The 22,570-nt window shown below is 55.6% G+C and carries 16 protein-coding genes; 11 read left to right on the plus strand and 5 right to left on the minus strand.

All coding sequences use genetic code 11. The features are described 5' to 3' along the window. The first annotated feature begins 17 nt into the window (after positions 1-17). From ACGY09_RS07275 to ACGY09_RS07295, 5 genes are all read left to right on the plus strand, one after another. A complete protein-coding gene (locus ACGY09_RS07275) occupies positions 18-2,213 on the plus strand; it encodes a hypothetical protein (protein WP_397571033.1) in 2,196 nt (731 codons plus the stop codon). Positions 2,214-2,319: 106 nt separating this feature from the next. Next, positions 2,320-3,258 (plus strand): ABC transporter ATP-binding protein, encoded by a 939-nt coding sequence (locus ACGY09_RS07280; RefSeq protein ID WP_397571034.1) that lies wholly within the window; start codon positions 2,320-2,322, stop codon positions 3,256-3,258. Positions 3,259-3,618: 360 nt separating this feature from the next. Continuing rightward, positions 3,619-4,869, plus strand: a complete 1,251-nt coding sequence (locus tag ACGY09_RS07285) for a glycoside hydrolase family 15 protein (protein ID WP_397571035.1) — start codon at positions 3,619-3,621, stop codon at positions 4,867-4,869. After that, positions 4,869-5,315 (plus strand): acyl-CoA thioesterase, encoded by a 447-nt coding sequence (locus ACGY09_RS07290; protein WP_373650939.1) that lies wholly within the window; start codon positions 4,869-4,871, stop codon positions 5,313-5,315. The genes ACGY09_RS07285 and ACGY09_RS07290 overlap by 1 nt, the downstream gene beginning before the upstream one ends. A gap of 52 nt (positions 5,316-5,367) precedes the next feature. Next, a complete protein-coding gene (locus ACGY09_RS07295) occupies positions 5,368-6,924 on the plus strand; it encodes an ABC transporter permease (protein WP_397571036.1) in 1,557 nt (518 codons plus the stop codon). Positions 6,925-7,061: 137 nt separating this feature from the next. On the opposite strand, the gene ACGY09_RS07300 is transcribed toward ACGY09_RS07295, so the two are convergent. The 4 genes from ACGY09_RS07300 to ACGY09_RS07315 all read right to left on the minus strand — a co-directional run bounded on the left by ACGY09_RS07300 (position 7,062) and on the right by ACGY09_RS07315 (position 13,256). Beyond that, positions 7,062-7,700 carry a flavin reductase family protein gene (locus ACGY09_RS07300; protein WP_397571037.1) on the minus strand — a complete coding sequence of 213 codons (639 nt, stop codon included), beginning with the start codon at positions 7,698-7,700 and terminating at the stop codon, positions 7,062-7,064. 180 nt (positions 7,701-7,880) lie between these two features. Further along, entirely contained in the window at positions 7,881-8,696 is an 816-nt protein-coding gene (locus tag ACGY09_RS07305) for a hypothetical protein (protein WP_397571038.1), read from the minus strand. A gap of 141 nt (positions 8,697-8,837) precedes the next feature. After that, a complete protein-coding gene (locus ACGY09_RS07310) occupies positions 8,838-10,196 on the minus strand; it encodes a hypothetical protein (RefSeq protein WP_397571039.1) in 1,359 nt (452 codons plus the stop codon). Positions 10,197-10,538: 342 nt separating this feature from the next. Beyond that, positions 10,539-13,256 carry a zinc-dependent metalloprotease gene (locus tag ACGY09_RS07315; protein WP_397571040.1) on the minus strand — a complete coding sequence of 906 codons (2,718 nt, stop codon included), beginning with the start codon at positions 13,254-13,256 and terminating at the stop codon, positions 10,539-10,541. Positions 13,257-13,698: 442 nt separating this feature from the next. Here ACGY09_RS07315 and ACGY09_RS07320 point away from each other — a divergent pair, with 442 nt between their 5' ends. Both ACGY09_RS07320 and xerC read left to right on the plus strand, forming a co-directional pair. After that, a complete protein-coding gene (locus ACGY09_RS07320; RefSeq protein WP_373650933.1) occupies positions 13,699-13,941 on the plus strand; it encodes a hypothetical protein in 243 nt (80 codons plus the stop codon). Between the two features lie 345 nt (positions 13,942-14,286). Beyond that, positions 14,287-15,231: a tyrosine recombinase XerC gene (xerC, locus tag ACGY09_RS07325; protein ID WP_397571041.1), complete on the plus strand. Its 945-nt coding sequence runs from the start codon at positions 14,287-14,289 to the stop codon at positions 15,229-15,231. Positions 15,232-15,281: 50 nt separating this feature from the next. Here xerC and pckA read toward each other — a convergent pair whose 3' ends face one another. Next, entirely contained in the window at positions 15,282-16,859 is a 1,578-nt protein-coding gene (gene pckA / locus ACGY09_RS07330) for a phosphoenolpyruvate carboxykinase (ATP) (protein ID WP_397571042.1), read from the minus strand. A gap of 457 nt (positions 16,860-17,316) precedes the next feature. On the opposite strand from pckA, the gene ACGY09_RS07335 reads away from it, so the two are divergent. From ACGY09_RS07335 to ACGY09_RS07350, 4 genes are all read left to right on the plus strand, one after another. Next, entirely contained in the window at positions 17,317-18,267 is a 951-nt protein-coding gene (locus tag ACGY09_RS07335; RefSeq protein ID WP_373650930.1) for a 6-phosphogluconolactonase, read from the plus strand. Between the two features lie 398 nt (positions 18,268-18,665). After that, on the plus strand, positions 18,666-20,180 hold the full coding sequence (locus tag ACGY09_RS07340; RefSeq protein ID WP_397571043.1) for a hypothetical protein: 1,515 nt from the start codon (positions 18,666-18,668) through the stop codon (positions 20,178-20,180). Between the two features lie 77 nt (positions 20,181-20,257). Beyond that, positions 20,258-21,103 (plus strand): tRNA (guanine(46)-N(7))-methyltransferase TrmB, encoded by an 846-nt coding sequence (locus ACGY09_RS07345; RefSeq protein ID WP_397571044.1) that lies wholly within the window; start codon positions 20,258-20,260, stop codon positions 21,101-21,103. Positions 21,104-21,224: 121 nt separating this feature from the next. Then, on the plus strand, positions 21,225-22,514 hold the full coding sequence (locus tag ACGY09_RS07350; RefSeq protein WP_373650927.1) for a hypothetical protein: 1,290 nt from the start codon (positions 21,225-21,227) through the stop codon (positions 22,512-22,514). Positions 22,515-22,570: the final 56 nt, after the last annotated feature.

Genomic DNA, 22,570 nt, shown 5'->3' on the forward strand with positions numbered 1-22,570 from the left:
CTGAATCAGCGCGAACAGTGCTGTTTAAACAGAAGACGTTCATCTTCTTCATTGCGATTGGGCTCTTGTCAGGACTCACGCGTGAGTCATTCGCCGAGTCTGCCCCGACAATTTCGGAGCCTCGTGTCGGCTGGAATGATCATTACCTGGTCGGGCGCTGGAGTCCGATTGTCGTCCCTGTGTCGCTCACTGAATCTGCCGCAGTCCAACTGGAAGTAAGCGCACTCGATCCGGACGGGAATCGTGTCACTTATCAGGCAGCGCCCGTCACACTCGATGCAGGTGACCATCAACTTGAAGGTCTCTTCAAAGCGGGACGCCTGGATGGCGAGATCAGCGTCCGGTTGAAGGGGGGAAATGACTTCAGCGGGACGCCGGGTCGTGCCCCCTGGCTGAAACCCGCCGTCAGTCCCGCAGCCAAGCTTGTCGTCACCGTCGGCAGTCCGGCAGGATTTGACTTTGACAAAGAGGAATCCGCTTCCGTTCGTGACCATCGGTGGGCGAATGTGAGCGCGGCAGACCTGCCGACGAATCCTCTCGCATACGATGGAGTGGCAGCGCTGGTACTCAGTGGATCCGTTGAACTGACAGAAGCTCAATCGACGGCGATTCGCGACTGGGTGGCTGGCGGGGGGCGACTGACTATCTCATTTCCGCGTGATGTCGCGGCAGCTCGGAAGCGTTTGTTCAACTGGGTTCCTGCCACGATTGGCGAGTCTTCCGCGACGGTCAGAGAGTTCGGCAGTCTGGAGTCATTCGCGGGTAAAAACATTCGAATTCCCCAGACAGAACCGCTGGCGATACCTCACGTTCAGTATCCGACAGGAGAAACACTGGCATCCAGCCGTTCGATTCCATTCCTGGTCCGTCTTCCCTACGGCATGGGATCAGTGACCCTCCTGACCATGGATCTCACGTCCGCTCCTCTCAAGGACTGGAAAGCCCTGCATCCGTTCTGTGCCCGGCTGGTCGGTATCGAAAGTCGCACTGAACTCGCTGAAAAAATGGGAAGCCGTGGTTCGCAGCTCAGTTCCACCGGCATTTCCGATGTCGCAACACAACTGCATGCCATTCAGGACCATTTCGAAAAGGTCAATCGTACTTCACCCTGGAGTGTCCTGGGGGGACTACTGGGACTTCTGCTGCTGATCGGTCCCCTGGACTACCTACTTGTCCACCGGCTGCTGAAACGCCCTACGCTCACCTGGGTCACATTTCCTTTGACCGCCTGCGCTGTCACCGTCGGTGCGGCACTACTGGCATCAAGTTCAAACGGGTCCGTCGCTCGAGCCAACCAGCTCAACATCATCAACTATGATCAGGCGTCTTCGACACTGAGAAGCCGGTACTTTGTGAACCTTTACAGTCCGCAGACGGCGCAATCGTCGCTCAAAATTTTGCCCCACCCCATCACAAGCTCCGCAACCGGAATTTCCCCGGCGAATGTTAGCTGGAACGGCGTTGCCGAATCGGGGTTTGGAGGGATGCTGCGCCCCTCCGGCCTGGAACGGGGTGCTGCTTACGAACACCATGCCGATGGAGAACTGTCGAACATCCCGGTCCTGCAGTGGAGTTCAAAAGCTCTGACGGGTGAAAGCCTGCAAACGGTTGAAGACCTGGTCGAATGCAATCTGAAAGCAACCGCTACGGGAAGTTTGACGGGGACGATTCTGCACCGGTTCGATACACCGATCGAAGACTGGATGATCGTCTTCCAGAACCGGGTCTATCGTCACTTGAAGACTCGTGACGATGCTCAATCACTTCCTCTGGCACCCAAGCAGGTTTGGCGAGTTGAACAGCCAAGCGTATTCCAGCGAGAACTGCGCCCCTATCTCACCGGCATTCTGACAATGGCAACCGCGCGTTTCGGATCGCGAACGACAAAAGAAATCGTCCAGCAGCAATCGACGTATAACACGCTGTCTCTCGACCCGTTTGAAGTCGTCCGGATCTTAACCTTCTTCGATGAAGTCAGTGGCGATCGCTATACGGGCCTGACGAACCTTCTTTTGAACCAGGAAGATTGTTCGCATCTGCTGAAACTGGGACGTGCCGTACTGTTTGGTCGACTGCGTCAGCCCATCGCCGGAGTCGAGCTGAATCAGCAACCGCTGGAACCAGACAGCGAAGCATCGTTTGTCCGATTGATCCTTCCCGTCGAAAAATCGACAGAGGTCCTGAAAGAACTGAAACGAGTCGTCCCTGATTGATCCGGTAGCCTCAACCTCGCACCACAAGAAACGGCGTGAGGCGTTGAGTGATCCACATCTCGTCCGTGCGTGTGACCTGAAAACTCTTTCGCTTTGACTGAAGCACATGATTGAAACCCGACAGCTTACGAAACGTTACGGCCACCTGATCGCGGTCAACGAGATCAACCTTTCTTTGAAGGAAGGGGATGTGTTCGGCTTCATCGGCCCCAACGGATCAGGCAAAACGACCACCATGCGAATGCTGGCCACGTTGCTCGCCCCGGATTACGGCGAAGCCTATGTGTGCGGCAAGTCAATCTATAATGATCCACGTGAGATCCGCCGAATGGTCGGTTACATGCCCGACTTCTTTGGTGTCTATGACGATATGACGGTGATCGAGTATCTGGAATTTTTCGCATCCGCCTACCGGATCAATGGCCCCGGTCGCCGAAAGGTCTGCGAAGACAAGCTGGAACTGGTGGACATGTCCTTTAAACGGGACGCCATGGTCAATCAGCTTTCTCGTGGACAGACCCAGCGAATCGGACTGGCTCGAACCCTGCTGCACGAACCTCAAGTGCTGCTTCTGGACGAACCCGCCAGCGGCCTGGATCCCCGGGCCCGAATCGAAATCCGTAACCTGCTGAAAAAACTGGGAGAACTCAAGAAGACGGTCATCGTTTCCAGCCACATTCTTCCCGAATTGGCAGACGTCTGTACGCGAGTCGGCATGATCGAAAAAGGGAATCTGATCGTCGACGGCTATGTCGATGAAGTCATGCGGAAAGCACGGCAGCAGATCATGCTTCAGATTCGGGTGAAAGAGCAGCCCGGGAAGACCATGGAGAAAGCCGCCGCTCTGCTCGAGCAACACGAACTGGTCTCAATGGTCGACATCGTCAAGGGAACCATCGAAGCCACCCTGAAATCAGATACGTTCGACTACAGTCCACTGCCCACGATGCTGATCTCGGAAGGGTTCCACTTGACGTTGTTCCGGGAAGAAGAGGTCAATCTGGAAACCGCGTTCATGTCGCTGACAAAGGGCTTGGTGCAGTAGTAGATCGGTCCCCGGGAACCAAATTCGGATTGACGAAATAGACCCGCTACCCGGTGCCGCGATCCACCGATCGGTCTTACCAGCAGCAAAATTGCTGGGTACGATGCGTTCCTTGGAAGGATGTTTCCCAGGCCTGAAGAACCAGCCAGAGGAATCAGCGTCAGTCCAATGTGAGTTTGTTCGAGTCACGCAAATGAGACGGTGCGTCCAGACCATGGATCGAGCGGCCCGGAGACTCGAACAGCCGGGCGTTACCTGATTGGATATGATCCCTCAGTTCGTCGATGTTCGGGATTGCCCGAGCGACCGAGGACCCATCGACGGAATTCAAAAACAGACTATGACATCAAGGATGTTGCCATGGTGAACCCTCTCCCGCCACTTCAGCTTTCCCCGGACTGCACAGCAGACGAGGTCAAACGGCTCACTCAGTTTCTGGAAGAGCAGGGGACGTTTCGCTTCCCGACGCTCGCCAATGGCCTCTTTTCCGCCGCGGCTGGGGAGGGGGGCGATTTCGAGCTGACCGGCTATCGGAACGTGTGGGTCCGCGACAATGTCCACATCGCACACGCACACTGGACATGGGGTGAAACTGAGAAAGCCGCCGCGGCGACCCGGTCGCTGATGACGTACTTCGAAAAGCATCGCCACCGGTTCAGTGACATCATCGACGGGAAAACCGATCCCGGCGATCCCATGGCACGTCCACATATCCGATTCGACGGCGATCGCCTGTGTGAACTCGACGAAAAATGGTCTCACGCTCAGAACGATGCCATCGGCGGCTTTCTCTGGCTCGCCTCTCGACTCGGTAACGTCTGCCAGTGGAATCCGGCACAGCAGAACTTGCTGGACATGATCGCCCGCTACCTGCTGGCGATTGAATTCTGGGAGGACGAAGATAGCGGGCACTGGGAGGAAGTTCGCAAGGTCTCTGCTTCAAGTATCGGCGTCGCGACGGCGGGGTTAGAGGCCTGGTCCGAGTATTCCGGGAAGTCGTATCCAGCGAGAGGCAGGGAAGCTCTGCAAACAATCCTGCCACGGGAATGCATTCAGCCGGATCCCTTGAAGCATCGCCCCTATGATGCCGCGTTGCTTTTTCTGATCTTCCCCTATCGCCTCGTTTCAAACGAGATGGCAGACCAGATTGTCGCAGACGTCACGACGAACTTGCTTGGCCCTTACGGAATCCGGCGCTACATCGGCGATTCGTACTGGTGTGCAAACTACAAAGAGAAGCTCGCCGCCACCGTGCGGACGGCCGATTTCAGCGACAACCTCGCCGACCGGGACCGCTTACTGGAACCCGGAACGGAAGCCCAATGGTGTCTATTCGACCCAATCCTGTCGATTCACTATGGGCTGCGGTACCAGCGTACCCGGGAGAAAGAGGCTCGCCAGCGGCAGATCGAACATCTGAATCGCGCACTCGGTCAATTGACTTCAGCAGGGTCTTCGTCAGGTCCATACCGATGCCCCGAATCGTATTACAGTGACCAGGGGCGATATGTTCCGAACGATATCTGCCCCTTACTATGGACACAGGCCAATCTCAAAATGGCATTACGATTCATGATGGCGGAACCAGGCGCAGCCGGAGGAACCAACTAATGCCAGCCATCTTCGAATGGAAACACGTCGTTGTTGAACGGGACCTGGATGATCTGGGCCATGCCAATAACATCTCCTACCTGAAGTGGATGCAGTCCGCTTCGATGGAACACTCGTCGGCACAAGGCTGGTCGATGCAGGCCCATCGTGAACTCGGACAAGGCTGGGTTGTCCGGTCACACTACATCGAGTACCTGATTTCCGCTCAACTGGGTGATGAAATCGTCGTGCGCACCTGGGTTGCAAACCTGAAGAAAGTCACGTCCCTGCGACGTTATGAGATGATCCGCGTCTCGGACCAGGCCGTGATAGCGAGGTCAGCCAGCGACTGGGCCTACATTGATTATGTGACAGGCTCACCGAAACGGATTCCCCCCGAGGTTGCGCAAGCTTTTGAGATCATCCCGGACGGAGATTCAGTAAAAGCCGATCGCGAAGTAAGGTAAAGCTCGCTACTGTATTCGCCGAGGGCTGCTCTAAGACAACCAGGACAACACCATGCTCGATGGGACATTCGCTCTACTGGAACGTTCGTTGCGAATCGATTCTCGTGCATGGTCAAGCCACCTGGCCCGATTGGGACTTCTGCTCGCCATCTACGTTTCATTGAGCTACACGCGTTTGACGTCCTTCCTGATCGGAGCACCCGGACTTCACTTTTTCTCAGGCATCGCATATCTCGATGTCTTTTTTATGACGCTTCTGGGCATTAGTTTTTTTGCCACGTCGATCACCGAGGAAAAAGAAGAAGACACATTAGGATTGATGCTGATGGCGGGGATCAGCCCGCTTGGAATTCTGGCCGGAAAATCAGGCGGGCGACTCTGGCAATCGATGCTCTTGATCGCCGCGCAGTATCCTTTCGTGTTACTGGCCGTGACGATGGGGGGCGTCATGCAGTCCCAGGTCTGGTCAGTAACCGTAGCGCTCGTGGCCTATTTGATCTTTCTGGCAGGGTTCGGACTACTCTGTTCAACGCTGGCTCCCAACAGCAAATCTGCGTCAACATGGATGGTGATTGGATTGCTCGCCTATTTCTTCATCCCAATGCTTGCCGGATATTGGTCTTTTGTTCATGCAAACTGGCAAATGTCGCAAGGTGGATCTACGTCGACCACGGTCGGATGGCAGCTCGTCGAAGCTATTTCGAGAGTCTCTGTTTTCACTCAGATGAGCCAGATCCTGACCACCGGATTTGGCGAGACCGCCTTGAGCATCCAGGTGATTTCAAATGTGCTGATGGGGATTTTCTGTTCTGCCCTGGCGTGGCTTTGCTTTGGGATCGCCACGCGCAGTCCCTCGTCAGAAGTGACATCGCGTGGATTTGTATCGCGTTATCGAAGCTACTCTCCGTTTTCCGCAGGGCGACCGTGGACCCACCCGTTCAGATGGAAAGATTTCCACTTTGTCGCTGGCGGCGGCCCAGCAGTCTGTTTCCGCCTTTTCTACTACGGCATTCTAGGATTGCTGCTGTTCGCGTTCGATGGCGATAGTAACTGGTTCTACTTCTTTCTGTTCCTCTTGTGGGTCTCCGTCGTAGTCGATGCCGCACGTGTCATCTCCCGATCTCTGCAGGAAGAAGTGCGAGGCCAAACGCTCTCGGCGCTGATGCTACTCCCTCATTCGATCAACAAGGTCGTCTACTCAAAGCTCGAAGGAGCATTGCTGAACTGGCTCCCAGCACCTGTGCTGGGGATAGTGACCCTTGCCCTCTGTCCGAACTTCAACGCTGATTTGGACTCGGTGTTGAGAGAAGAGAGGGTTGATGTGATTCTTCTTGGCATGGTCGTTCTCGCGTTGTTTTCCGTAATGGTTTGCCATCTCGCCGCGCTGATTTCGCTTTACGCCCGGTGGGGAGCAGTTCCACTGGCGATTGGGCTCTCCATCGGTATCTATATCGCTGTCGCGATGCTCGAAGCCGTAATTATGATTCCGCTCGGTGGTTCCATGAATGAGTATGTTCTGCTGAGCTTCATGGCCTTGAGCTTCCTTGGTATTTGCGGCGCCTGCCATCTGGGAGTTCTGCTGCGGGTTCAGTCACTAGCGACCAGGTGACGTCACAAGTTAAGCACGATCACGAGTCCAAGAGATCAGGCAAAGCCCATTCGGAGAACTTCGCTATCGCATCGCTCAGGCGAGCTTACACGATGGTATCGGTCGGTGCGCCCAAGGGTGCGATCGATCAGAGCGATTCAACGCGGACGATCTTGATTCCAGTCCGCCAGGGGGATCCGGTCCATTTTGAAGAGATCAGACGTGCGAGCGTACCAGCCTGCTCCGTGCATTCGTCCGATCAGTTTCAAGCTTGGTGTATCGACATAGTGGTGATCAGGGTCAATGACGGCGTCGTCGCGGAGATGCATGGCGAGGACACGTCCGAGGATTAAGCCACTATGTTCGCCCAGTGCGATCGACTGGATCAGTTCACACTCAAATGCGACGGGACTTTCTGCAATTCGGGGCGGATGGATCAACGTCGACGGAAGCAGCGTCAGACCAGCTTCGTCCAGTTCGTTTACCCCATAGTCGAAGTCGATCGCCGTGACGTTCATTGCTTTCGCGTTATCTTCCGAGACAAGATTCACAACAAACTGTCGCGACTCTTCAATGTTACACCTGGTGTCCTTCGGACGCCCACGTTTGTGGCTGCCGATCCCAATCCCGATGACGGGTGGATCGGCCGCAAACGCATTGAAGAACGAAAATGGCGCTGCATTCAAGGTTCCCCCGCCGGACTGGCTGACGACCCACGCAATCGGACGCGGTGTGATCGTCGAAACAAACAGCTTGTAACATTCGTTCGGGGGAAGTTTGCCAAAATCAAAGTACACGGTGGAACTCCTCACGCATCACAACGGCAAGAGACAAGCTGAACGAGCTACAACCGACGTGATACTGTGATGCACCTGGACTGACGGAGCTCATTGCAGGATAGAAAGGGAGTGGCGCGATTGCGTCACCGTGCTGCGTGCGCTGCCTCCGCCATCGATTCACAAGGCGTCTGCGCCATACTATGCGCTTTTGCGAACGGGAACGGGTGTTTCCAGAAACTTGCGATAGGCGACCAGATCCTTGTCTGACTCATCTGGTTCAGCGTACCAGATATGGAGCAGCGTGTTTCGTACGCGGTCCATTGGTGGAATGGTGCTGCGACCGTGCCAGCTTTTCAGTCCCAGATCGTTCAGCACCGAGAAGGCGTAAGCATGATTGGGCAGAAAAGGCATTGTTTTGGAAATCGTGAACCCACGAGGTTCCCGCAGATAATGAGCCGGGTTCAGGCTGCGCGTGTAGAATTCGGTCCCGACGCTCGCCAGTGAGTCGTCACTGGGGAAAGCAAACTGCATCGTGACAATTTTCTCACGCGTGTCGGGATGCGGAGTAATCCGGTACCCTTCGGTTTCGCTATATAACTGACCGCGAGGGTACGCCGGGATCGTGGGAAGCTCTGCAGCCCTTACCTTGAACCGACGGCACAGCCCAGTGGAAAGCTTCTGAAACACGGCGTCACGAAACTCGGTGCTACTGATGGCCGCGCGAACAGTTGACCACAGCATGTGATCTTGTTCATTCAATGAGTTCAGTGCGGATTCACAGAGCGACATTCGCTGACGAGTGCTTCCGCCGTACTCGTTGGAATGGTGCTTCTGATTGGCCTTCACGAAATGCTCAGCGGAAGGATACGACTTCAAGAGACGTCGATAGATATCGTCAGGGAAGATCCCATCGAATAGAACGTGGGGAAAAGGATAATCCTGTGGCTCTGTCTTCGACACCACATTCAAACCATGATCGATAAGTCGGCAATACAACGATCGATTGAGAAGCATTTGCAACATCCTTGTTACGTGTTTCTCTCCATCGGAAGTAATTAGAAGGCGGAAATTGCGCCTTAACCGACCGAAGATGAATGGTTATCGACAGCCCGACGCGCGATCTTTAGAAAATCCACTGGAGTCGTGTCAATTGATCTATCCAGCGTCCGAGTGAAAGCCACTCACCCGTGTCACCGTGAGAAGTGAGACCGCGAATTGAACAGCCAGCAGAGTCAAGACTCTCCAGTCGGACGGCAAGAACTTCATTTTCCCATTCATCTGCCGTTCAAGCTGAATGGCCGCCAGCCAGACCAGCCAAGGGAGAAACAGGAGCCACAACCGGGCCGCTTCCCCTGAATTCTTGCCAGTTAGCCACAGGAGCCCCCATACCACCGCGGTGCAAATGACTGTCGCCGACGCGTTTCCTTTTTGTCGTTCGTCCTGATCGAGTTCCGCTACGTCAACCCGCCGTCGGCCGGTGAACTCACTCAATCGGAGGCAACTTAAGACAGATGCTGCCAGAAAAACGACAGGGAAACCTGACGAGAATGTCAGCTCAACAGGATTGGCTAGCAGCCATTTCCAGTGACTGCGCGGGTATTGAACATAAAAGCCGGCATGGTTGCCATAGTTCAGCCACCAGACAACAAGAAGGTTGACCTTAGCAAAGCCCCACATCAGAAATGTTGGCAGCACGAACCCAAGCACTCCGGTCGCGATGCAGAGCCATCTCCGAGAATCGAACGGAGCTGATCCCCGCACGTCAACATGCTTCGCGTCCTCGGGAATATGGTTGTCCTCGCGCCGGAACAGCTGCTGAATGAAAGTAGTAACGATTGAAAGACAGAACGCCTGGATCAGAACGGGAATAAATGCCAGACTGCAAAGCATCCCCAGCCATGCCACTAAACCGCTAATGAGCGAAAGCAGTATCGACCTGTTATCCCAGGCGGTGAGCCAGCACCACAAGAGAACCAGGCCGATCAAGGGAAACAGGGCATCGGACTTGGGAATAAAAATCGCCAGTGCCGGAAGCGAGGGCCACAATGATGTCCCCACCCATGCGATCGGCGGCGAGCAAGTCCGTCGCAAAAGACCGAACAAGGGAACAACGGCCAGCGAAGCGGACACCATGACGAGCAGAGTTGCCAGCCACAAAACCCGCTTGTCGAGAGGGACCAGCGGAATCGGCACTCGTCGCCTCAGATTATTCGCGGCAATAACGTCTGTCGCCTCACGGAACGAAGCGGGTTGAGTCGCGTCAAGAAACGAAGCGAGCACGGATGAACTGTCGCAGATTCTCAGCAGGCCGTGAAATGCCAGAAACAGTCCTGGGGGATGAGTCCCCGTATGCAGAACATCCCCTTCTCGCATCAGGGCCTCATACCCCTTCAGCAATTTGGCAGGGTCGGACTCATCATAACGGGCTCGGGTGTAATAGCCGGATGAGTTGGTGTAGTAGAGGACGAACGCCGATTTCCCGAGGCGATTTTTGACGGGAGCGACTTCTTGCACGATCCAGAGCCAGCAGAAGCTCGCGGTGACAAGTCCTGCCAGCCAGACGCCGCTCTCAACGACCGAGATACGATCACGGGAAAACCGACGCAGCCCGAACCCGACGTAAGCAATGAAAAATGCGGCAGCGACGGCGCCACCGCAAAGGTTTAACAGTAAATCGGGTTCAGTCGGTACGCGTTCCCATGTCCATTCTCCCGGAATCCCCAGAGGAACGTTCGTAAACCAGAGAACGAATGCGCAAAGGACCGATCCGAGCAGAATTACGGTCAGGTTGGCTGTTTTCAGTTTTCACTTTTCATAAAGCAAATTCCAGAGTCGTCACTTCGCGGTGAATTATTCTCAGGGCTGGTCTTCCGGGACCAGTTGCAGTTCCCCGACAATTTCGCTTCCACTCCCGCCGTTGGGTTGCCCCAGTAAGAGGAAGCTGCCGCCCCCGCCCGAAGACTGAGGTTTGCCGAAATCTTCTGACTCAGCTTCAAGCGTCTGCTTAATACGAAGTTTCGCATCAATCAGATGGGCTCGAGTATAGTCATCCAGCTTCAAATCTTCCTTCGCCAGAGTTGCATCGATTCGCGTCTGCAAATCGGTCAGCAGCACACGAATCAGAACCCGTGCATCTTCGGGCAATTTCAACTGCGAAGCAGTATCCGTTGGAGAGCGACGAACCATGTCGCTCAGACGTTTCAGCGCGGCTCGCTGAGTGTTTCGGCGGAAACTGCCAATGTACTGATTTCGGTTCGTGTATTCGCCAGCAGGGGGAGACATTACTTCCGAGAAGATCCCCTCAACAGAGGTCTTGAGATGTTCGGCCAGGGTGTAGACGTCTTCACCAGGTGCCACCTTCAGTTCCCCGTCCTGAAGCCGTGCCAAAACCTGAGGACTGAGCAATCCACTCAGCATGCCTGCCTGCAGGCTCCCAATCTGGTCGTGAATTGGATAGTCGATCCGGCGGATCTCGGAGGTGCCCCAATGTCGCCATCGGGTTGCCGCGAGGGAATTCAGCAGGGCAGGGTCGAACTTGTGAGCCACCAACCCCTGGTCCAGGATCAATCGGGTCGCACTTCGCTGCTGTGCTGCATCAACCGGCTTAAAGGGAGTACGAGCCTGATTGTCGCCCTTATGATCGCGGTAAATGTGCACTCCGCCGATCAGCTTCGAAGCAAAGCGGATGGTTCTGTAATACTCACCTATCAGGATTCCAAACGACTGCCGTGCGCGCTGGTATCCCTCGCCGTTGTCGACGGTCCGCTCCAGGAACTTCGGCAGAAGTCCGTTTACGATGGCGATTTGGCGCTGTGCGTAAACGACAGGATCCTTGCCCAGATCAAACCGGAAGGTGAGGGGGTCGGGATCGTTGGACTCTGCGTCCTCGTCGGTTCCAAAGTCGAGGCCACTTTCACCGCTGCGAGAGGCGATTTTTGCCAGTTCGGCGTTCTCGTCACCCGAGATCGGTTTGTAGCCGTACTCAATCGCCCAGTAGTCGTATGGGCCCAGGGTGGTGGTGTAGTACGCTGGCTGTTTCGTGCCGGCGGGGACGATATTCACGGGGGAATAATCCATCACACTCGCCACAGTCGGTTCATGGGCCTTGGCAGCATCTTCCATTTCCGCGAGCGACTTCCAGGCACTGGCCTTGAAGTTGTGCCGCAGTCCCAGCGTATGGCCGACTTCGTGCATCACGACTTCTTTAAGGGCCTGCTGAAGATACTCTTCGGGCAATTCGCCACGCTTATCAGTGAGGCCCTGCACTGCCATGACTGCTGCCGCAAACCCGGTCTGCTGCTGCATCCCTTCCGACAGCCGGCATTCGTGGAAAGCCCGATTTCCCGGCAGGCGGAGCGGACGTGGCCCCTTTACGGGAAGCTCTTCCCCAAACAGGGTGGCGATGGTGGCAGGAGTAAAGTTCTCGTACGTCGACTTCCACGACCGCAGGAAGCTGGCATCGAAGATGATGTCAGCATCCAGAATCTGACCCGTCAACGGGTTCGTACGGGAGGGGCCCATGGCAAAACCGGCTTCTGCTGTGATCCAGCGAAACGTGTTATGCTGCACATCTTCCGGATCCCAGGTGTCGTCATCACGCTGCTGCCGTACTTCGATGGCGTTGTCGAAACCGAGTTTCTCGAATGCCTTGTTCCAATCTTCGATCCCCGCTCTGACAATCGGACGCAAATTGAAGGGGACGGTCTTTTCGAGATAGAAGACAATCGGATCCTTCGGAGGAGAAATCTTCGCGGAAGGGTCCAGCTTCTGAAGGTCCCAGCGATTGATGTAGCGGACGAAGTGCTGATCGTCTGATACGTCACTGAAATCCTTCGTAACCGTAAGGAAGTAACCGATCCGGTCGTCTGCTTTTCGTGGTTTGTAGCCGGTTTGCGGCAACTGGCTGATACTGTAATGCATCATCACCTGCATTCCGCGCGGATCGGGTACCGCGTCCGACTCGTTCATGGGATCGCGCGAGTAGACTGCGGCAATGTCGATTTCCACATTCTTCGGAAATGTCTTCACATTGGCGATCGTACTGCGATCGAACACAAAGGATGCACCGAGCATTCTGCCGACCATTTCGTCGTCGCTCAGGAAAATGCGTGTCATATCGACCAGGTGGCCGCCCGGAGTGTCGGTCAGGATCGGCAGGGCGTAGAGAACGGAATCGCTGTAGGCCAATTTGACAGCGGTCGCTTCGGGACTTCCCGCTTTGGCTTTGAATTTGACGTTGCGACGCAGGACGTGAATCTTGTCTCCGACTTTACGGAACGACCAGAGAACATCGTCTCCCCACGTCATCCCGCCCAGAACCATCCCCTGGCTCACCCCGCGAGCGATCGAGCTGAGCATCAAGTAGTCTTGGTTGAGCTGAGCTTGCTTCAGGTCGACCAGGATTTGCTGGTCCTTCGTATAGACCGTCCACAGCCCTCCGTCGACCTTTTTCAGGCCAGTCGTCAACGTATCAAACTTCGAGGGTGTTGCGGCGGGTTGCTGAGCGTGCGCGGCAGTACCGGGGACAGTCGCGGCCAGCACGAGCAGCGCAATAAGCAATCGAAAACGAGCCATAAGTGTTGTTCCAGCAGGAAAATGAACTCGAACGGCAGACCAGCCCTATACTTGACGCAGGTTTCCCAATCTTTACAAAATTATGGCACACGTCCAGTGGTGCGTGCACGCTCAATTGTCAAAATTCAGCAGAATCGACCAGTTTCCGCTGCTCCTCGAAAATCTCTCGTGGACAGTGCACGCTGCGACGCCTGAAGCCACTTGGCAAGGTTAAACTTCTACGTGGACTTTGCCGATAAAATCGGCGGCACGGAAACGTTGTTTCATCCGTTTCACGACGATTCAAGCGGCTGAATAGAGTGAATCACGCGCAGTTCCCCTCCCACTCACAGATTCCTGCGAATCTGTAGCTGATCGGTCGATATCCCTTTCACGACGCTGGCCTCGGCGGCAGCTTAATTACGCTTCAACTTCGAGATCGGACCCACGGAAGGGAAGAGTCATGCCTCAACACGGCGTTAATGTCCTCGCGCTGATCAAGGGACCCGAGCGTTTTGTGTTTCTCTACGACGATGAGAGCGCCGATCAACTCTTGCAGACGCTCGGTAAGTACGCGGCCGATCCCGAGCTGAACTTCTCGTGGTATGATGCTGCGACCCTGAGCCAGCGTGTCCGGAAACTCCGGGAAGCCGACTCCACGGACAAAGAGCGTCCTCGCAATCGCATTCGCCGGTCCGCAGCCTGATCACCGGCTCAAGGCGAACTGATCGCAAAGATTGGCTCCGCCCCCCCCCGAAGCCGTGCCGTCACAGCAGCCAACATTCTTGCCGCTGGACGCTGACACAACGATGAATGATTAAGTCGGTAGCGAGCCACGGGGGATTGCGAAACGCACCGATCCCACTGCATCCGACCGGCGGTGGCTGGATTGCTCCTTCAATGCGGACCGACCCAGAACAATCTTGAGTCGTCACCCAATGAATTGATACGGTCGTACTGACCTCGATTGCGAAATTGGTTCCGTTGAGTTCAGTCGATCCGATCGCGAACTTGAACAGCGCTTCTCGTCCTGGAAACAAGCAACGCCCCAATGTACGCCGCGATTGATGGCTTCCTGCGCTACCTGAAAATCGAGCGAAATGCGTCTGAGCTGACACTGAAATCCTACAGCGAGGACTTTGGCAGCCTGCTGGACTATTTTCGCGATCGCGTCGGGGACATTGTCGATCCAGCCGAAGTGCAGATCCCGCAGCTTCGCGGTTACGTCGCCTACCTTCATGAGTGCGACTACGCACGAACGACGATCGCCCGACGACTGGCCAGCCTGCGCAGCTTCTTCCGCTACTGCCAGCGAGAAGGCCTTGCCAGTTCGAATCCTGCCAAAGTCCTTCGGACGCCCCGAGTCGGTCGGAAACTGCCTCACTTTCTCACGACCGAACAGATCACAAAACTTCTCGAAGCTCCTCCCGCCAATCAGGATGAGGGACTTCGCGACCGAGCGATTCTGGAGACGCTGTACTCTGCCGGTCTCCGAGTGGCTGAACTTGTTGGCCTGAACGTCGACCACTGGGATCAGGACGCGAACATCATCCGCGTCTTTGGAAAAGGAAAGAAAGAGCGGATCGCACCGATCGGACGCTTCGCCGCTCAAGCACTCTACCGCTGGCTGGAGGTCCGCAAAGAGGCTCCTGGCGCAGGCCCGAAAGACCAGGGAGCACTCTTCTTAAATCGCTTCGGCACGCGACTGACAACACGCAGCATCGGTCGAATGCTGGAAAAGTATCTGATGCTGACGGGTCTCGACAAACTCACCACTCCCCACACCTTGCGTCATTCGTTTGCAACTCACCTTCTGGATGGGGGTGCCGACCTGCGTTCCGTTCAGGAACTGCTGGGACATAAAAGTCTGACGACAACCCAGATCTACACACACGTCAGCACAAAACGTCTGAAAGACACCTACGAAAACGCGCACCCCCACGCCGCCAAAAATCATCGCCCGGGTCGAGGCGAACGGCCCCCCGCTGAAAAATAGCGGCCCGCTCACGTCATCCTCGCTGATGGCGCCATTGGCACCCCCGAGGATCAACCGTCCATCGAACCGGTGATGACTCCCCCTTCCTGGAACTGGGCGTAGTTTTCCGCGAACGAGTCGGCCAGTCGGCGGGCACTCGCTTCGTAATGGGAAACGTCAGCCCAGGCTTTTCGCGGATCGAGGATTTCGTCGGGGACTTTGCTGCACCGGGTGACAACGTGTAGCCCGAAAATGGGATCCAATTGAGTCGGCGCGTCCCGGAGTTCCCCCGAGTGGATCGCGTCGATGATGGCCCGAGTGTAGGGCAGCTTCATTCGAGCGCCGATTCCGTAAGGGCCACCGCTCCAACCCGTATTCACCAGCCAGACCTTGGCGTCGTGCTTTTGGATCTTTTCCGCCAGCAGTTCTGCATACTTCTGCGGGTGCCAGACTAGGAACGGTCCGCCAAAACAGGGCGAGAACGTTGCCTGAGGCTCTTTCACACCGACTTCCGTTCCCGCGATCTTGGCAGTGTAGCCGTTCACAAAATGGAAAATTGCCTGCTCGGTCGTTAATCGACTGACCGGCGGCAGGACTCCAAACGCGTCACACGTCAGGAAAATGACGTCAGTCGGGTGGCCCGCAACGCAGGGAATTTTCGCATTCGTCACATATTCAACGGGGTAAGCACCCCGAGTGTTCTGTGTGATGGTCGAATTGTTGAAGTCGACGTGATGGTGGGCGTCATCGTAGACGACGTTTTCCAGCACCGCCCCGTACCGCAGCGCCTGGAAGATCTCGGGCTCGGATTCTCGTGAGAGGTAGATCGCCTTGGCGTAGCAGCCCCCCTCAATGTTGAAGATTCCTTCGTTCGACCAGCAGTGCTCGTCGTCACCAATCAGAGACCGACGGGGATCGGCAGAGAGCGTGGTTTTCCCCGTTCCGGAGAGTCCGAACATGATCGATGACTGCCCCGTGACACGATCTGCTGTCGCCGAACAGTGCATCGAAAGCACTCCTCGTTTCGGCATCAGATAGTTCATGATCGTGAAGATGCCCTTCTTCATCTCGCCTGCATACTCGGTCCCCAGAATGACAACTTCACCGTTCTCAAAACTGACGTCAACGCTGGTCTTGGACGTCATACCGGTCGTGTAACGGTTCGCCGGGAACCTTCCTGCGTTGTAGATGACGAAGTCGGGCACGCCAAAGTTCGCCAACTGTTCGTCCGTAGGACGAATCAGCATCTGATGCATAAACAGGGCGTGATAGGGCCGAGAACAGATCACTCGAACTTTAATCTGGTGCTGCGGATCCCAACCGGCGAACGCGTCGACGACGTAAAGCCTTTCGCAGATATTCAGATAATCCTTGGCCCGCTCGCGATTGATTGAGAACGTGGCATCGTCCAGCGGAAAATTCACGGGTCCCCACCAGATGTCATCTGCCGACGCGGAATTTTTGACAAGTCGTTTATCCTGTGGCGAGCGACCTGTTTTCTCCCCGGAATAGGCGATGAGTGCTCCAGAGTTGGAAATGCGCGTCCCCGGTTCGTAGCGAATCGCCTCTTCATAGAGTTGTGAGGGATCGGCGTTCCGCAGAATCGTGGGAGCCTTCAATCCATGTACGGACAGATCAAAATTGGCCATCGGTTGCTCCTGAGTGTCCGGCGAAGTCATGTCGACTCGATTGTCGCGCATGAATCCATTCAAACCGGAACGAGTAGACGATCGATTCACAATGCGGGGAACCTCTCGGTCGGATTCGCAAATCACATACGGTCAAGCGGATCGACGCCACGCCGCCAGTGGACTGGTTTGTTCTGGTGACTTAGCGAAAGAATAGCAGATCCCTTCCCAAACACGGCGCCAAGGGTTGTCTCCTGCACCTGCGAGCACAAAGTAGCGGGGAATCGGAACGGTCGGACAGTTTCAGCAATTTGACTTATAAGGTCAATTCCCGCTCCAGGCCGGGCGTTTCCGAAATCCGGGCGAAAATCGTGATCACAGCAGAGGCATAACTCACCTTTAAACGTCTACAATCGGGCTTCGCAGTGACAACTGCTTCTCGATGATTCAACCTGCATTTGACTTGGGAGTTTAGTTAATGGATTTGCTTACGACATTGTCGGGTTCGTTGATGGAAGGCTTCTATCCGGCGGGCTGGGATCTCGCGAAAATCGACGCATGCGTCGACCCCGATCCCTCAACGATTACGGTCCGACAGAAGAGCTGGCACTCGGGCTTCCAGCCAATCCCCTGTACCAGCCTGGCCGACTTCGACATGATGCTCGGGCATGAAATTGCCCACACGATCAAGCAGGCCCGGGATGCGGGCGAACAGGCCGCCATGATTCTGCCCGTGGGTCCGATGGGCATGTATCGCTGGGCCGTCTATTTCCTGACAGAATGGAATGTCTCGTGCGATCATGTGCACGGTTTCAACATGGACGAATGGTCGGACATCGCTGGCAATACGCTCCCATCGTCCAATACGGGATCATTCCAGTATGCAATGGAGCAGGCGTTTTACGGTCCTCTCAAAAAATTGACCGTTCCCAAAAAGCAGCGTAACTTTGCCACGAAGAAACTGCTGCCGACCTACGCCGAAAAGATCGGCGAACTGCGATCGCGCGGCGCAAAGCTGACCACCATCTTCGGCATTGGCCGAGTTTGCCATATCGCATTCTGGGAACCTCACTTCGCCGCCGAATACTCATCGGTGGCTGAATGGAAGCAACAGACTCATCGGCTGGGTGCCAAGCTTCATCCTCTGACGATCGAACAGAATGCGCTAACCAGTTTCAAGAGCCGCACGACGCATGTCCCGGCGTTCGCCAATACGATCGGCCCAGGCTTGTTCCTCGGCTGCGATAAGATCATCGGCGGCGCTGACGGCACCTTTGGCCGTGGAATGCAGTGGCAGGGCCTGTCGCTCTGGATGACCCTGCGACACGAGCCGACTCCATGGATTCCTTCGACATTTATGCCCGGACAGCCCGGTCGCCTGTTCTTCCTGCAAGATCTGGCCGGTCCGCTGGTTGCAGAATGTAACTGAGCCTCGTCCGCTTCCTTCGACTTTCCGTACCACAAGTTCGGGCGAAGAAGACGCGAAGAGGAAAGAAATCAGTGGGGCCACGGCAGCGAAAGTCATTCGCCGCTGTGGCCCTCACTGTTGAATTAACCAGCGCAACCAGCCGGGTTTCCAACTGCGACGAACACAATCGTCTTATCGATGACGGTGTCCGATTCCGCCTGGATCACCTGAGATTCCTCCGACCCTCCGCTCGCCTGGGAGATCTAGGGTCACAGCATCGAAGCTGCGATCCCCGTCACTAGACTTAGGGATATCGATTGACTGACAATGGAAGATCCCAGTCCTACGAGATTCTGAAAATCGATCCCCAGGGTGGATTAGAGAACACGTCGCTTGGCCCCTTGTCGAGAAGCCGATCCATGCCGACTCCAGGTTCAGTCATCTATCATCAGCTGCAATCCGCCCTCGACCATCAGCGGTTGGCCGTCGCAGAACGGACGCGAGATGTGGAAATGCTCGACAGTCAGTTAAAAGAATTGGTCTCGCGCAAAGGGGCAACTCTCCTCGAACTGGCGCAGCATTATCTCCCTGAATTCAGCCGATCGTCGATTGAAACGACTTTTGCCGAAGTCCGGGCGACGTTACTGGAGATTATGGGGCGTAAAGAGCGGATCCATGCCGAGTTAACCGCGCGGGCTAGCCGATTCGTCGAATCGTGCCGTAAGCTCGAGAAAGATCTCGACGGGATCACCGAACAATTGAATGAACACGTGCGACGACGCGACGATCTGGAGAGGGTCGTTGCTGACCGGCTTAAGGAAGACACGCATTTCCAGGAACTTTCTCACGACGCGGCTCAGATGGAAGCGCGCCTGCAGCGGAATGAGGCCCGCGTCCTCGAACTCCAGGCCTCTGCAAAGGAAAAGCTTCCGCCCTACGAGAAAAGTTCACTCTTTCAGTACCTCTACCGGATCGGTTACGGAACATCCGCTTACCGGGGGAAAGGATTCGTCCGATCTCTCGACAGATGGGTCGCGAGGATCATCGATTTTCCCAAAGCACGCAACGGGTATGAGTTTCTCCGGAATACGCCGAAACTGATGGCAGAAGAAGTCGAACGCCGCAAGGCCGAATTCAAGGGCTTGATGGAAGAGATCGAAGATATTGAGTACCAGATTACCGACTCCGTCGGGCTGACCGCGGTTCTGGAAGCAGGCCGGAAACTCGGGGCAAAGCGAGAGGAAATTGTCGCAACCCTGGAGAAGACCAGAAAAGAACTGCAGGCCGTCGATGCCGAACTCGAGGAACTTGATCAGACACAGGGACATTTCTACGAAGAGGCCATCAAGAAGTTCGAAAAGTTCCTCAGCCAGACAGAAACAGGAGTCCTCCAGAGCAGGGCCAGACGAACCCCTGACCCCCGCGATGACGAGATTGTGTCTCGAGTCACCGAGCTGACGGCCCAGATCGAGCGACTTAGGCCTCAAATTGTGGACGCCCAGCGTAACCGCAAGCTGGCTGAAGATCTGGCGGGAGGTATGGATCTGGTCGTGAACCGATTTCGTCAGAACAACTTTGATTCTGAGCGAAGTTCATTCTCCGATTCACTGAACCCTGACACCGAACTGACACGTTATCTACAGGGGCTGACCAAACCGGAAGAGTTCTGGCAAATCATCAGACGGCAGCAGCAGTTTCAGCCAAACTGGGCCGAGAACATGTCTGCGCAAGGGGCCTATGTCGTCTTGGAAGCCCTCAATAATCCCGCATTGTCTCGCGTTCTCATCAACGCAACTGCACAGGTTGTCGAAGGTGCTCTGAACTCGATGGCGCAACGAGGAATCGAACGGCGGGCCCCTGAGCGACGTGTGCATCAGGAACGGGTCGGGCGTCCCCGCAGCGGCGGCCACTTTACCACCGGAGAAGGGTTCTAATCCCAACCGTTTGGACAGTCGCTATGATAGGGGGCAGAGCGTCGGGTCGACTTGCACTCAGTCAGCGCAGTTGAGTCATGACCTCCGCAGACGCCGCGACCGAGTCACTTTTTTGGACGACGACCGTGCCCCCTTCCAGTCCCTTTGAACGCCCCAAGCGCCAGATCGAACGCGAATTCGGTGTACCCGTACCGGGCGAGATTCTTGCCCCGGAAAAATGGACACAGACCGCCATCAAGAAGCTCCCTCCGCCCGGACCGCTGGACTTTGCGGCGCTGTTCGGTCGTACGGCTCCCGTCATGCTCGATATCGGGTGTGGCAATGGACGATCTACTCTGGCCTCGGCAATCTGGCGGCCTGACGTTGATCACCTTTCTTCAGACGTCCTTCCCGTGGTCATTCGTTATGCGACCCGACGAGCTAACCAGCGAGGATTGACCAATGTCCGCTTCGCCGTCATCGGTGGACGGGAACTGCTGGCGGATTACATCGCACCACAATCGGTGGCTGAGATTCACGTATACCACCCGCAGCCATACTACGAGGCGAGTCAGGTTCACCGACGTTTGATCACCCCCGAATTTATCGCGCTCGTCCATCGTTCTCTGGCCCCGGGGGGGCAGTTCGTCCTGCAGACAGATAACCCCGGATATTGGAAATATATGCAGCAGGTGATGCCGCTCTTTTTTGAATGGCAATCGCATCCGAATCCGTGGCCCGATGCCCCCAAGGGGCGGACACGACGTGAAATCATTGCCATGAGGCAATCACTGCCTATTTTTCGCGGGACCGGAAAACCCCGCACTGACGTATCCCCGACAGACGCACTCAAGCTGGCGGCGACTCTTCCCCCTCCGACGTTCGACGCCGACCGGAAACTCCGTGCCCTTGATCGGCTCGAAAGAGATTCGGGCGGCTCGTAGAACGCAAGGTGAATCGGTGTTGCGACAGCTCCGAGTCCGATCTCAGAAAAATTTACTGTGCAGCACGCAGGATTCCGGAACTCATTTTTTCGATCTGGTCCCTCTTTTTCTGAGTCACCCCATGGCGAAGTCAAAAGCAGTCCGTGCCTGTGTCGCAAGTCTGATTGGGGGCGCCGTTCTGTTCTGCCTGACCGCAGATTCGGCACCACCCAAGCTGCGGGGTGTGAAGCTGGGGACGCGCGCGCTGCTCAAGCTTGAGCAGGAATACATCGCACCGCTCGGGACCGACGAATCGCCACTCTCTAAAGGAATGAAGGCCGACTTGTACCTTCAGACCGGGAAAAAGCTTGAGCAAGTCGAGATCACCGAACTATTGCCCGGTAAACAGAAAAACACACTGAAAATCTTGGGAATCACACTCCCGAAGGGGGGTAAGCAAAAGATTCCCGCGACAAACCTGGCTCATCTGGCAACGGAGGACAAGGTTTTTGATGTCGTGCAGGATCCCTCGGCAAAGTCATTCTTCCTGCTTGATCTCGCTCGAAGAGATGAACTGGCACAAGCACGGTTATCGCGAACGGGTCATGCTCTCTGGGACGATCCATCCGACGAGGAACGTGCGGAGTCGATTGAAAAATCGAAAGAGTTATTCGAGGAAGCTCGGAAGCTCTTCCCCGGACACAACTTCCTGATGCAGGAGACGGAGTTCTACCTGTTTTTCACAGATCTACCCGCAGAACAGATGGCGGGATACCTCAATAATCTTGACACGATGTATCGACAGCTTTGCCTGGCGTTTGGAATCTTGCCCGACAAGAACATCTGGAAAGGAAAATGTCCCGTGCTGGCTTTCGCTAACGCCGAGATGTACCACCATTTTGAAGCCACGGTCATGAAGAACCCAAAATCGGAGGGGACGCAGGGACTGCACCACGGATCGTACGACGGCAGCGTTGTGATTGTCATTTGGATTGGTAAGGACCCTGCTTATTTTGCAGCAACGCTGGTCCATGAAACCGCTCACGGGTTCGTCCATCGGATGCGATCCAACGTACACATCGTTCCCTGGCTGAATGAAGGGATTGCCGAATGGATTGCGGGCGTCGCCGTTCCGGGCACACCTGCTGTCGCTCGGAGACAGTCGGACGGAATCGCCTTCCTGCGTATGAACCGCACAATGGGAGGATTTTTCCAGAAAGTCGACGGACTCACCCCGACAGACTACGGCATCGCATCGAGCTTGACCGAATTCATGCTGCAAACGGATGCCAATCTGTACCGCGCATTCCTGACGGCCATCAAAGACGGATACCCGCTCGATGAGGCACTCAAACTGACGTATGACTGTACCCCCGAAGTGCTCGTGGAATCATTCGGCAACTCCATCGGCGTACCTGATCTCCAGCCCTGACACCTGCGGACTCGATCTCCATAACTTCCGTTCGGTCGTCGATTGGCCGATCTTCA

Source organism: Schlesneria sphaerica (genome assembly GCF_044336245.1).
Classification (GTDB): domain Bacteria; phylum Planctomycetota; class Planctomycetia; order Planctomycetales; family Planctomycetaceae; genus Schlesneria; species Schlesneria sphaerica.